The sequence below is a fragment of the Planococcus donghaensis genome, assembly GCF_001687665.2.
In the GTDB taxonomy this organism is placed as follows: domain Bacteria; phylum Bacillota; class Bacilli; order Bacillales_A; family Planococcaceae; genus Planococcus; species Planococcus donghaensis.
In genome coordinates, this window is the sequence record NZ_CP016543.2 from 1850880 (window position 1) to 1863900 (window position 13021).

At 39.1% G+C, this 13021-nt stretch carries 10 protein-coding genes; 1 reads left to right on the plus strand and 9 read right to left on the minus strand.

Annotation, left to right across the window (positions count from 1 at the left end):
- Window positions 1–20: 20 nt before the first annotated feature.
- The 3 genes from gshAB to BCM40_RS09350 form a co-directional block, all read right to left on the minus strand.
- Complete coding sequence (gene gshAB / locus BCM40_RS09340; protein ID WP_065526150.1) at window positions 21–2288, minus strand: bifunctional glutamate--cysteine ligase GshA/glutathione synthetase GshB; 2268 nt, start codon at window positions 2286–2288, stop codon at window positions 21–23.
- Between the two features lie 238 nt (window positions 2289–2526).
- On the minus strand, window positions 2527–3360 hold the full coding sequence (gene fghA, locus BCM40_RS09345) for an S-formylglutathione hydrolase (protein ID WP_065527700.1): 834 nt from the start codon (window positions 3358–3360) through the stop codon (window positions 2527–2529).
- Between the two features lie 4 nt (window positions 3361–3364).
- Window positions 3365–4480: an S-(hydroxymethyl)glutathione dehydrogenase/class III alcohol dehydrogenase gene (locus BCM40_RS09350; protein WP_065526149.1), complete on the minus strand. Its 1116-nt coding sequence runs from the start codon at window positions 4478–4480 to the stop codon at window positions 3365–3367.
- Window positions 4481–4605: 125 nt separating this feature from the next.
- Between BCM40_RS09350 and BCM40_RS09355 the strand changes: the two genes are divergently transcribed.
- Window positions 4606–4968, plus strand: coding sequence for a winged helix-turn-helix transcriptional regulator (locus BCM40_RS09355; protein WP_008428659.1), 363 nt, complete (start codon window positions 4606–4608; stop codon window positions 4966–4968).
- 62 nt (window positions 4969–5030) lie between these two features.
- On the opposite strand, the gene BCM40_RS09360 is transcribed toward BCM40_RS09355, so the two are convergent.
- From BCM40_RS09360 to BCM40_RS09385, 6 genes are all read right to left on the minus strand, one after another.
- Window positions 5031–5525 carry a GNAT family N-acetyltransferase gene (locus BCM40_RS09360; protein ID WP_065526148.1) on the minus strand — a complete coding sequence of 165 codons (495 nt, stop codon included), beginning with the start codon at window positions 5523–5525 and terminating at the stop codon, window positions 5031–5033.
- A 172-nt stretch (window positions 5526–5697) separates the two neighbouring features.
- A complete protein-coding gene (locus BCM40_RS09365; RefSeq protein WP_238323779.1) occupies window positions 5698–8532 on the minus strand; it encodes a YhgE/Pip family protein in 2835 nt (944 codons plus the stop codon).
- A 2-nt stretch (window positions 8533–8534) separates the two neighbouring features.
- Window positions 8535–9041 (minus strand): RrF2 family transcriptional regulator, encoded by a 507-nt coding sequence (locus tag BCM40_RS09370; RefSeq protein ID WP_008428653.1) that lies wholly within the window; start codon window positions 9039–9041, stop codon window positions 8535–8537.
- A gap of 181 nt (window positions 9042–9222) precedes the next feature.
- The gene (egtB, locus tag BCM40_RS09375) at window positions 9223–10494 is read right to left on the minus strand and encodes an ergothioneine biosynthesis protein EgtB (protein WP_065526146.1); all 1272 of its coding nucleotides are present in this window, start codon (window positions 10492–10494) and stop codon (window positions 9223–9225) included.
- Between the two features lie 60 nt (window positions 10495–10554).
- On the minus strand, window positions 10555–11457 hold the full coding sequence (locus BCM40_RS09380; RefSeq protein WP_065526145.1) for a glycine betaine ABC transporter substrate-binding protein: 903 nt from the start codon (window positions 11455–11457) through the stop codon (window positions 10555–10557).
- Window positions 11458–11497: 40 nt separating this feature from the next.
- The gene (locus BCM40_RS09385) at window positions 11498–12847 is read right to left on the minus strand and encodes a dihydrolipoyl dehydrogenase family protein (protein WP_065526144.1); all 1350 of its coding nucleotides are present in this window, start codon (window positions 12845–12847) and stop codon (window positions 11498–11500) included.
- Between the last annotated feature and the right edge of the window lie 174 nt (window positions 12848–13021).

The following is a 13021-nucleotide window of genomic DNA, read 5'->3' on the forward strand; positions in this document are numbered from 1 at the left end:
ACCGGTGTCCTCTATAATTTTTAATTCATTTTACCGAGCTCAGGGAATAAATAGTAGAGCAAATTCATCGTTAGACGTCGGGATTTCCCTTTATACGGGAAAACATGCATGTACATAGAAGGATTAAAGTTTGCTTCAATAATTCCATATGCTTTGTCATTTGAAGCAGGTACTTCAATGTCCTCTATGATTAAGTCAAGTCCACTAATCTTTGCACCAAGCGCAGCAACTGATTCAACTGCGATAATTTTGTAATCTTCGCGAATTTGGTCGGTCACATCAATTGAGTCCCCACCCGTACTCACATTAGAGTTTTCACGCAAATACAAAACTTCGCCTTTTTTCGGAATCGAGTCTATTTGCTTACCTTGACCTTTTAACATTAAAATTTCGAGTTCGCCTAATTGAATTTTTTCAAGTGGCGTCCGGTGATCTTTCCCTCTTAATGGATCTTCATTTTTTTCAGCGACTAACTCTTCGACCGTCTTTTTTCCATCTCCTGTTACGTTTGCAGGAACTCGAGCCATAACGGCTTCTACTTTATCGTTAATAACAAAAAAGCGATATTCTGTACCTGACAAAAACTCTTCAATTAACACAGAAGAATCTTCTTTAAAAGCAATTTTTAAAGCTTGTTCATAATCTTCATATGCTGCACCATCTTTGAAGATTGATATGCCAAGACCATAATTTGTTGATTTTGGTTTTACAACAAAAGCTTTACTAGCGAATAAAGCATATGACTGTAGAGCTTCTTCAATATGATTAAATTCATCACCTAAAGGTACACGGAACCCTCGTTTTTGAAGAATTTTTTTAGTCACGGTTTTGTTTTCCATGATTAAGCTAGCGATATAACTATCTTTACTCGTCATATTGCCGTTTTTAACGTATTCAATACGGTCCTTCAACTTCAGTTTCAAAAATTGATCTTGTCGATCGATAATTTCTACTTGAATACCAAGTTGAATTGCATCGAACATTAATAGTTGTGTAGACAACTCCATGTCTGTAAATGCCGTTAATTGGTAAGGCATATCCCATGCTTTTTCATAATATTCTTTTGCAATGTTTACTGCTAATTGACTTTGACTGCTTTGCTGGCTTTCTTTATAAAGTTTTCCAGCTATCGTTTTACTCGGATCATCCAACATGTCTCTTTCAGTGACAAGTAGCTTATCTGAAACAGATAAACCTAAAGTTTCCACCAATTGTTCCATTTCATCTAAAATCGTTTCAGCTTCTGCTTTAAACTGAGTGGGCTTTAGTGGATGCTCAAGCGCTACTTTTTCATTCGTAAGTTCTCCTTCTTTTACCCACTCGTCATGATGAGCACTTTCATCTTTCCATAGTAGATAAACCATAAATAGATTCAGAAATTCTGCTTGCTCATAGCTGATTCCATTTTTATCAAAAGGATTAATATCGATATTTCTTAACTCGATATAGCCAATCCCACGCTCTTCTAAATCTGCAACTTGACTGCCGCCTCGTAAACGAACAGCTGAGTAAAACTCTTTTTCTTCAACTAACACATCTTTTTCTACGAGTGCAGAAATATCTGAGATGTATTTTTTCAAGCTGCTATAAGAAACTTGAACATTCTCCCGATTTACATAACCGAACTTACTGCTTCTAATGCTTCTCACCGGTTCTACTAAAGAGTTGTCTTCAAAGAAGTTCTTTTCACTACTAGGTGATGCACCATACAAATAAGTAATTAACCAGCGGTAATGCAAATAGTTTCTCGTCAGTTTCATGTAGATTTCTGTTTTAAACAAATGATATTCTGCAATTTCAGACTGTGCAGCGAACAAAGCGTGAAGCAGTTCCTCACTAAATTCAAAATTATAATGAATTCCACTTATCATCTGTTTACGTCGACCATACGATTCTGCTAACGAATGACGGTACCGAACACTTTCAGCATCTGCTAATTTAGCAATGATAATGTCTTCTTCTTTTTCAGGTAGTTCTGGAGGCATACTCAATGGCCAAATCATTTCGTTTTTATCCAATGAACGGTAAGCTACTTCATGAATCGACTCTAAATAGTCAAATAGCTCTTTTAACGTATCTGTAACAGGTGTGACTAACTCCATTTGTGTTTCTGCAAAATCCCGTTTTATATACGGATGATCATCGCTCTTTGAAATGGTTGCTGGGTGATCTGTGTTAACCAGCTTCCCTGTCAAATCAACTCGTTGTCCTTCTTTTTCAAGACCATAACGGGCTTTTAATACATAGGGCTTTACTCGATCGTTTTCTAATAATTTTTTAATATCCACATTATCACAACCTTTAAATTTACATGTGTTCGGACTTTGTTTCCCGGTTAATTCCAAGTTTTATAACACAATATAAGCCGATTATACATGACTCTTGGTAGAAGTTCTTTTTTATTGCCTATACTTTTAAATTGTTCTCAAAAACAAGTTATTTCAAGAATTTCAAAGTAATGGGACATCCCTACATTTGCTTGAAATGTAGGGATGTCCCCTTTTAGAACTTATTTTAAAATGAGTATCATTTTAAGTGCTTCACGTGAAAAGCAAAATGGTCATCTAAAAATGTCGAGATAAAGAAATAGCTATGATCATAACCATCGTGTTTTATATACTCTACCGACTGGTTATATTCTTTAGCATTTTTCAAAAATGTCGACTCTTCTAGCTGCTCTGGATAAAAACCATCTTTTGTTCCTTGTGAAATCATAATTGGGGGTGCATTCGTTTTTTTAATCAGTTCTGAAGCGTCCCACGATTTCCAAGATTCTTGGTCTTCACCTAAATAAGTCGAGAAAGCTTTCTTGCCCCAAGGAGTTTGAATAGGGTTCAAAATAGGAGAAAATGCAGAAATGGCTTTGAAACGTTTTGCATTTTTCAAGCCAATTACTAAAGCTCCGTGGCCACCCATCGAGTGCCCCATAATGCTTTCTTTCCCTGAGAAATTAGGCACTAAAGAAGTGGCAATTTCCGCTAATTCCTCTGTTATATAGGTATACATTTTATAATGCTCAGACCATGGTTTTTCAGTAGCGTCTACATAAAAGCCTGCACCTTGTCCAAGGTCATATGCAGCGTCATCCGCCACATTTTCTCCTCGAGGAGAAGTATCAGGAATTATAACTGCTACTTGATGGTGATCTGCTAATCGCTGAAACCCACTTTTTTGACTAAAATTATCATCTGTACAAGTGAGGCCTGATAACCACCAAACGAGTGGAATTTTTTGTTGTTCATTAGTAGATGGCAAGTAGATACTAAACGTCATATCGCACTGTAAGGCTTCTGAGTAATGTGTGTATTTACGTTGTTCGCCACCAAAAGCAATTTTCGTTTCACTAATATTGAGATTCATCATTTCACTCTCCGTAAGTTAAAATTGTGCGAATCGATTCACCTTTATGCAAAAGTTCAAACGCTTTGTTGATATCTTGGAAATCTAGTTGATGCGTGATGAATGATTCTAAATCAATATCACCATTCATAAAATCTTTAACCATTCCTGGTAATTCGGTACGACCTTTTACACCGCCAAATGCCGATCCGCGCCATACGCGTCCAGTGACTAGTTGAAATGGTCGCGTGCTAATTTCTTTTCCGGCACCCGCAACACCTAGGATAATGCTCTCGCCCCATCCTTTATGACAACATTCAAGAGCTGAACGCATGACGTCAACATTTCCAATACACTCAAAGCTGTAGTCTACGCCGCCATCGGTCATTTCCACAATCACTTCTTGAATTGGCTTATCAAATTTCGATGGGTTGATAAAATCAGTTGCGCCCATTTTTTTCGCCAATTCAAATTTATCTTCGTTCAAATCAATTACAATGATACGACTAGCATTTGCTTTAACAAGTCCTTGAACAACTGCTAAACCAATTGCGCCTACTCCAAATACGGCAGCTACTGCACCTTCTTCAACTTTGGCAGTGTTTTTCACTGCGCCCATCCCAGTTGTAACGCCACAACCAAGTAAACAAACTTTATCTAACGGTGCGTCTTCATCGACTTTTGCCAAGCTTACTTCGTTAACTACCGTATATTCACTAAATGTACTAGTGCCCATATAATGATAAACGGGTTCGCCGTTATAAGAAAAACGAGTTGTGCCATCAGTCATTAAACCTTTTCCTTGTGTTTCACGTACGGCACTACACAGATTCGTTTTACCAGACAAACAGAATTTGCACTCGCCACATTCAGCTGTGTAAAGCGGAATTACGTGATCTCCTGGGTTTACAGATGTTACGCCTTCTCCAACTGAGACGACAACTCCGCCGCCCTCGTGGCCTAATACGGCTGGGAAAACACCTTCTGGGTCATCACCCGATAACGTGAACGCATCAGTATGACAAACTGATGTATATAAAATTTTGACCATGACTTCTTTTGCTTTTGGTTCCTCTACGTCGATTTCTACGATTTGAAGGGGTTCTCCTGCTTTAAATGCAACTGCTGCTTTACTTTTCATTTTTATATTCCTACTTTCTTTTTGTTTTACTTTCGTCTATACCCATGTTCACATAGAAAAATGCATTAAACAATACTGACGTTTTTGTCACTATGGGTTATGATTTACGTAAAGGAGTGAAATACTTGGAAATTCAATATAAAGATAAAACTTATTTCTCTGGCAAAGACTTGGCCTTATCAGCAATCGGCGGGCGGTGGAAAATAGCCGTTATTTGGTGTTTATTGCAAGAGTCTCCACTAAGACTAAGTGAAATTCAAAAAAAATTACCTCAAGCCAATCAGCGTATGCTTATTCGACAATTGAGAGAACTAGAAGAAGATAAACTCATCAAACGATTTGTTTATCCAGTGGTCCCACCAAAAGTCGAGTATCAACTAAGTGATATGGGTCTTCAGCTAGAGCCAGTCGTTACTTCTATTTGTAACTGGGGAGATGAATTTGCTGCTTTTGTGGAAAAAGAGGCGAACTCCCCATCTGTTAACTAACTTATTTAGATCAACAGCCGTTGCCTCATACTCAATCAGGCAACGGCTGTTAACTTATAGGGTTAAGTTGTCCAGTGAATTTTGTTGTTATGTTCTTTAATCTGTTTGAGTCCGGCTTTCTCTAGCACTCGTACTGAAGCGATATTGCTAGGATCACAGCTTGCTACAATTTTTTTAATCTCTTGCTGTTTTAACCCCCACTTTACCATTGCTTTTGCCATTTCAGTTGCATATCCATTTCCTTGATAGGTCGGTGCAATACTGTACCCTAATTCCAACTGATCTTGATCTCCGTCTTTTCGTCTAAAGCCCATGTCCCCCATTATTGTCTGAGAAGCGTTATGGATAATAATTCCTTCCCATTCATTTTCCCATGGATATTCGCTATAGCGCTTAATTTTGTACGGAATGATTTTTTTGTATTCTTCAGATGGATATCCAGCAGCCACTTTATAAGGTGTTATTTGGGCTAATTCTAACTGGTCAATAATCGCTGCTTGCATCAATTCCGTCGTAAATGTTACTAGGGTCAATCGACTTGTTTGAATATATGGCATTTGTGTTACCTCCTAACAAAATGCGTTTAGAAAACTTATCCAATTTTCGTCCCACATCTTATTTTCGTTTTCTTATTGAAAAGTCCTCTTTTAAAATAAAAAACTGTAGCTAACTCGAGTAATAAGAGCTAGCTACAGTTTGTGATGTATAAATTTCTATACAATTTTTTTATTAATTTTCTTCTGCTAATTTAAAAGCTTTGTGGCTTCTTAAACTCAAGACGCCCCACAACAGTACATTGAAGACGAAGATGAAAGCACCAAGTACTGACAGACTCATTAGTAAGGTCTCGGTCCCATATGCCGAAGACATGGCTTCTCGGAAGCCTAAAATTGCATAGCTCATCGGAACAAAATCATGAACACTTTGGAAGAATTTGTTTGTCAATTCGACCGGGAACGTCCCGCCACTCGAACCTAATTGAAGAACCAGAATAATCATGGCAACAAAGCGTCCTGGATTTCCAAAAGTAATACTTAAAAACATAATTAAGAACATATAAGTAAGCGAAGTAACAATAGAGACTATAATAAACTCACCCACGTGTTCTACTTGAAGATGAAAGCCAAACAACATAATCGCATCCACAATTAATGCGGCGGCAGTCGCTTGGATAAACCCAAGTGAGAATTTGCTGAGCCACCAAGCGAACCCCGAGGTTGGTCGTCCTGCTGGAGCATTTATTGGAAATACTAAATTAAACGACAAAGCACCAACAAAAAGGGCAAGTGATAAAATATAAGGTGCCAACGCATGACCATAGTTAGGCACTTCACTTTTTTTACTCTCGGTTGTTGTTGCAGGTGCGGCAATCATATCGTAATTCGCATCGGATACTAAAGCATCCCCAACTTCTTCAGCTCCATCTGAAAGTTTGCCAGCTAATTCGGCGGCCCCTTCCTCAAGTTCTCCAATGCCATTTCCCAATTCTCCTGAACCGTCCTCAAGTTTGCTGGCACCATCGTGCAATTCAGCAGCTCCTCCTGCAAGTTCACCTGCTCCGCCTGACAATGCTTGAACGCCTTTTGTTAGACGGTCAGTACCCGTTGCCAAGTCAGCAGAACCCGAGTTTAGTTTGTCGGAGTTTGCAGCAAGTTCTGCGGTTCCTTGTTGCAGTTGACCTGCACCTTGTGCCGCTTCTGATACTCCGGCTGTATAAGCAACGGTTCCTTGCTGCAATTCTTCAGAACCTTGTTGGAGTGAATTAGCCCCTTCCACAAGTCCTTGTGAACCTGAAGCAAGCGATGATACCCCTTCAGTTAAAGAGGAACTTCCTTGTGCTAAGCGATCAACTGCCGCTGCAAGTTTTGGTAAATTATCAGCTGTTTTATCTACTCCAACTTGAAGTTTTTCATTTGCTTCTACAGCTTTTTCTGATCCAGCATGCAAATTTTTTGCACCTGGAATAAGTTGTGTGGAAAGTGTATTTTGAACGGTTGAATAGCCACCAAGTGCTGATGACGCCGCTGGATTTACTTTCGCTACCACACTATTCAATTCAGCCACTTTCTCTGGCAATGACCCAAGAGTTTGAAATGCGGGAACTAGTTGCTCATTGAGATTAGCTGATATTGCTGCCAAACTTCCTTTTAGCTTCTCAACAGTTTCTTGCTGAGTGGCTGATTGGCTTTCTATACTTCCGCTAACTGCTCCAGTTAGTTCAGCTTGTTGTTCTGGCGTTAAACTATTAAAAGTTGGTGTTGCTTCTAAAGCAGTAATCGTGGTTTGTGAAGATGTTCCTTGAAGATCATTAATAGCTTGCTGTGCTGCTGCCAAATTAGCTTGAATTTGCGATACACCTGGTGTATCGCCTATAGAGACAGCGTCATTTAATTGGTTTGTACTTTCTTGAATTGCTGTTAATCCTTGCTGCAAACTCGTTATTTGATCTGCTGAAGGAAGTTGACCTTCTAGCAAGCCAAGTCCTTCTTGAAGAGTTAAACTACCGAAAGAAAGTTTTGAAAGCCCATCTCCTAAAGCTGCTTGTCCAGACACCAATTGTTGTATACCAGAAGAGCTATTTGTTAGTTGGCTTGTTTGCGCCTGTAACTCGCGTAGTCCTTCCGTTAACTGTGCACTGCCATCTTGGGTTTTCCAAAGCCCTTGGTTTAATTGTTCAGCTCCAGGGACAAGTGAACTAAGACCTTCTGTCAGTTTTTGAGAACCTTTCACAAGCTGTGGACCTTTATTGGTTAATTCTGCAGTTCCTTCAGCTAGCCCATTTATACCGGTTTGCAATTTGCCTACACCCGCTGTATACGAAATAATTCCTTTGTTTAAAAAGTTTGCCCCTTCGTTTAGTTCGGTTGTTCCGGCTGCAAACTGACTCACACCAACCTCTAATTTCTCTGCGCCTTCTTGAAAACTCAAACTTCCTTCTGAAAGAGTTCCCAGTCCTGCAACTAAGTCGGCAGTTCCTTCTTGCAATTGCACAGTTCCAGAATCGATTTGCTCCGCCCCGTCAGCGGCCTCCTCCATTCCTTCGCCTATTGTTTCAATTTGAGCGAATACCGCTTTTACGTATTCTTTAGTCACACTTTCAGCAATTTCTTCTTTTATATTAGCTGTTGCTTGTTTGCTTACCGATTCGATAAAAAATCCGCGGCCAGGATTGGTTTCATACTGTAAATTCATTGGTGTTGGTTGCTCGTTCATAACAGATGCTGCATTAGCTGAAAAATCTTTTGGAATGGTAAGTATCATAAAATACTTGCCATCTTCCATTCCTTGCTCAGCTTCTTTTGCATCCGTGAAATACCAATGGAGTGCGTCATTTTCTTTTAAGTTTTCGACCAATTCATCCCCAATAGATAAGGTTTCCTCTTCATAGTCTGCCGGCACATCTTCATTTACCACCGCTACTGGTAAGCGATCTGTCTTGCCGTATGGATCCCACGAAGAGCCGAGGAAAAAACCACTATAAATAATCGGTATAAACATCATTACAATCATAGTTCCGAGTAGTAAAGGTTTTGAAAATAATTGTTTCCACTCTTTTTTCAACATGTTCACTTTTGATCATCCTGTTCTTTGTTCAATACATCACTTAAGGTTTCTTGGTTCCAATTTAATGTTGGCAAGTTAGACATGCCTAACCCTTCTTTTAATAAGTCTGCTGCGGTTACTTTCGAGAGATATTCGATTAATAATCGATCTCCTTGCGCAAAGACATTTTGAAGAATCTCTTGTCCTTTTTTTGCATATTCACCATCTTTAAAAGCAAGCCGAATTAAACCCGTATCTGGGTAAATCTTGATTGGCCCTTCCATCGCTTCAATAACGTCTAGCATTGTAATGTCGGTTGCTGATTTTGCCAAAGAAACGCCTCCGTTATTCCCAGATACAGACACAGCAATTCCTTGCACAACTAGCTTTCTTGTAATTTTCTTCATATAAGAAGGTGATACCCCTAGCCTCTTACTAATTTCATCGGAAGCAAGCGGCGCGCTGCTTTCTTGTGTAGCTAATAACACGATAATACAAATTGCTTGTTCTACCCCTTTAGTTAACTGCAAACTAACACCTCTCCCTTATCTATCTTCAATATCCATTATGGATATACAATGTCTATTAAGGAATAATACTCTCTTTTTGAGAAATTGCAATAAAAAATGCGAATTATTTATAAAACAAAAAAAGCAGACAAACCGATAGACGGTTGTCTGCTTTTTAACTTATATAAGAGGAAGTCCAACATTAACTTTGGTCTTCTGCCAACCTAAAACCACTAAATTGCCATCTTTTCTCTGGAGGAAAGAAATTTCGATAAGTTTTCCGAATGTGATCTACAGGCGTTGCACACGAACCTCCACGAAGAATCATTTGGTTACACATGAATTTCGCATTATACTCACCTAATGCGCCTTCTAACGGTTTACTGCCAGGATATGGTGAGTAGGCACTAGCAGTCCATTCCCATACATCTCCAAACATTTTTGATAGCGATGAACTTTGTAAATCCTCGCTACTTGCCACCGGATGGTAAACTCCATCATCCATCGTATTTCCGCGAATAGCAACGCTTTGAGAAGCATATTCCCATTCTGCTTCAGTAGGTAACCTTTTGCCTTTCCACCTGCTAAAAGCATCTGCTTCGTAAAAACTCACATGACTCACCGGTTCATCAAGTTCTAGGTCTTGTATGCCTGCTAAGGTAAAGATTTGCCATTTTTCTTCTGTATCTTTCAGCCAATAAAGTGGTGCTTTCCAATTATGCTCTTTAACAATACTCCACCCATCCGAAAGCCAATATTCCGGTTTTTCATAGCCTCCGGAATTTATAAATTCAAGAAATTCTCCATTAGTTACAGGTTTTGTTGCCAACTTGAAAGGTTCAAGCCAAACCTTGTGGCGCGGACTTTCGTTATCAAACGCAAAGCCATCGCCATCATGACCAATTTCGACCAACCCTCCATCATACTCAACAAACTGCGATTCCTGCGTTTTGCTTAGTGTTCGTTTTTTTGTTTGTGCATAAGTAGGTAAAAGGGGGTTAACAAAAAAGTTGTACTTTATGTCCATTAAGATCAATTCCTGATGTTGTTGTTCGTGTTGAAGTCCCATATATAGTAAAGCTTCTATTTCTTTTTTTGTTTCACTAGCTGATTCATCAAGTAAGTTATACACTTGCTGATCCACATATTTGCGATATTCAATAACTTGATCTACTGTGGGTCGTGATAGCACGCCGCGTTGGTGACGCGGTTGATAAGGTCCAATCGTGTTGTAATATGAATTAAACAAAAAATCAAAAGCTGGATTGAATTCTTCATAATTCGATTTGAACTCTTTTAAAATCATACGCTCGAAAAACCATGTTGTATGAGCGATATGCCATTTAGCTGGACTCACATCCTCGTGAGATTGGATTATAAAATCTTCTGTTTCTAAAGGCTCGATTAGTTTCATCGTAACGCCTCTTATTTCTGCAAAGCGCTCTGCTATAGATGTATTTTCTATTGCTTTCATCGAATAACTCCCCTTACCTACTAAAAATTTTCTGCTTACTTTACATGTTAAGAAGCTACTCTATTCTTCAATCAATTCTTTTTCGATTAGAAATTCTCGAGCCACGTCTTCTGGCTGCTCTTTATCCACATCTACTTTAGAGTTCATCGCCAACATTTCTTCTGCACTGATTTGACCACCAAGTTCATTTAATAGCTCTTCTAAGTCAGGATATTCTTCAAGCGTCTCCATGCGGATAACTGGTACGGCATCATATTTCGGGAAAAAGTTTAAATCATCTTTTGTTGTGCTCAACTCGAATAAATCTATTCTGCTATCGGTAGTAAACGCCGTTATCACATCGACATCTCCATTTTTCACTGCCTCGTACATGATTGAAGGATCAAAACTTTCCGTAGCGGAAAAATTAAAGTTATATGCCTCTGTCAAAGCATCATAGCCGTCCCCTTGTCGTTCATAAAAAGAATGCGGGCCGCCAAAAGCAACGTCCTGTGATTGAGAAAGTTCAGCTAGTTCTGAGTAAGTTGCGACGTCTAATCCACTTTCTTTCGAGTAGGCTAATGTATAGCCATTTTCAAATCCTAACGGTTCTAACCAAGTTGCCCCTAACTCTTCTTCATATCCTTCTCGAACCGCTTGAAGAACTTCTTCAGAAGTTTGTCCCGGGGTGGATTCAAGTTTCAAAACATCTTTAAATCCTGTACCGGTATACTCAACGTACATATCAATGTCGCCTTTTTCCAAAGCTGGTGTTAAAATTGCCACTTCCCCTAAACCGTCTTTGTATTCAACGGTGTAGTCAGAATTCGCCTCTATGTATTCACCCAAAATATAAGGCAAAATATATTGCTCAGTCCAAGGCTTGCCGCCAATTACTAACGGCTCAGTTGCTTCTTCTCCAGAACTACATCCGTATAAAGCTGATGAAGCGATTAAGGTCATTCCCACTAATTTTTTATTCATGTTTTTTCCCCCTATTTTTTGTTTGTATTTTGGTACGACTTTAAAGCATTGAAGCAATATCAGAAGCCGCAGTTGGATAGGCAAAAATCATCTGTTTTAATTCATAAGTTGTTAAATTAAATTGAATCGCTAATGCAAAATGATTGATAAGTTCATCTGCTTCTTGGCCTATTAAATGCGCACCGAGTATTTGGTCAGAATCCTCATCAATGATAACTTTTACCATTGCATGCTTTTCATTCGTCCGTTTATAGGTATACCAACTTGAAATGTCTTTTTGCAGAACTTTATAGTTATAACCTTTTTCTTTTGCTTGATCTTCTGACAGTCCTACAGCTGCTAATTTGGGGATGGTGAAAACAACTGTTGGCATGACTTTGTAACTTGGTGTTTTTTGATTGCCTTTTAATAAATTCGATGCGACTACGTGAGACTCCATTGAAGCAATAGGCGTTAAGGGAAGTCCTTCTGTTGCCGCCGCGTCTCCTGCCGCATAAACACGTGGATTGCTAACATTTTGAAGATAATCATTCACCGTAATGCCCGAGGGTTCACGTTCTACATTTGCTTTTTCCAATTGCATCTCGTCAATATTTGGCACTCTTCCTGCTCCGTGTAGAACAAGGTCGCAATCTAGTTCAAGTGATTCAGAACCATTTTCACCAATGACTTTAAAAGACGAATCTATTTTTTCGATAGACTTTACTTCCGTGCCCAGATGAATATGAATGCCGACTTCTTTCGACCTTTCTAATAACACGTCCACCAAATCCGCCTCGAAATTTTCAAGTGGTCGCTTTCCTCTATGAATGATGTGTACTTCAGAACCTGCTCGTGCTGCTATATGCGCAAATTCGAACGAAATGTAACCACCACCTACAAAAACTAATCTCGCCGGTAACTTATCAAGTTCTAAAAATTCATCGCTCATTGTAAGATGTTCTGCCCCGTCTATGGGTAATGTAACTGGCTTTGCGCCATTTGCGATTAATATCTTTTCCGCAGTCAATTCATTTTCTCCAACTTGAATTTTGTCTTCAGCGACAAAAAAAGCTTCTCCGTGAAACGTGACAATTCCAGCTTTTTGAAAACCTTCCAATCGATTTTCAGGTACAGGTTCCGTGAACGTCCGCTTGAATTCCATTAAGTCGTTCCAGTTTATTGTCGGGGCACCTGTAATTCCCTTTCCTTTCATGCGGTCGACGCTATCTATTATGTTTGCCGCTCCAACCAATATTTTTTTCGGATCACATCCCCTTAATGCGCAAGTACCTCCAAATGGTCTTGAGTCGATGATTGCGACTTCCCATCCAGCTTTTTTGCACTTCATGGCTGCTGCCGTACCAGCTGACCCTGTTCCAATTACGATTAAATCAAATTTCTTTTGCATCAATGGCATCTCCTTTTTGTAGTAGAACATTCAAATTTCCAAACTTGCTTTGGCGGTATATTTTTTATTACCCTTTTCCACAATTTTCACTCATGTTTCTATTGTGTAATTAACTGCTAATAGATGAAAATTATAATTATTGTTCTTTTTAGAATATTCGATAATCATAGAGCA

Bases quoted from the DNA above. Each gene is read 5' to 3' on its own strand.
- fghA (WP_065527700.1), bottom strand. From the start codon at position 3,360: ATGAATCTCAATATTAGTGAAACGAAAATTGCTTTTGGTGGCGAACAA.
- BCM40_RS09350 (WP_065526149.1), bottom strand. From the start codon at position 4,480: ATGAAAAGTAAAGCAGCAGTTGCATTTAAAGCAGGAGAACCCCTTCAA.
- BCM40_RS09360 (WP_065526148.1), bottom strand. From the start codon at position 5,525: ATGCCATATATTCAAACAAGTCGATTGACCCTAGTAACATTTACGACG.
- BCM40_RS09365 (WP_238323779.1), bottom strand. From the start codon at position 8,532: ATGTTGAAAAAAGAGTGGAAACAATTATTTTCAAAACCTTTACTACTC.
- egtB (WP_065526146.1), bottom strand. From the start codon at position 10,494: ATGAAAGCAATAGAAAATACATCTATAGCAGAGCGCTTTGCAGAAATA.
- BCM40_RS09380 (WP_065526145.1), bottom strand. From the start codon at position 11,457: ATGAATAAAAAATTAGTGGGAATGACCTTAATCGCTTCATCAGCTTTA.
- BCM40_RS09385 (WP_065526144.1), bottom strand. From the start codon at position 12,847: ATGCAAAAGAAATTTGATTTAATCGTAATTGGAACAGGGTCAGCTGGT.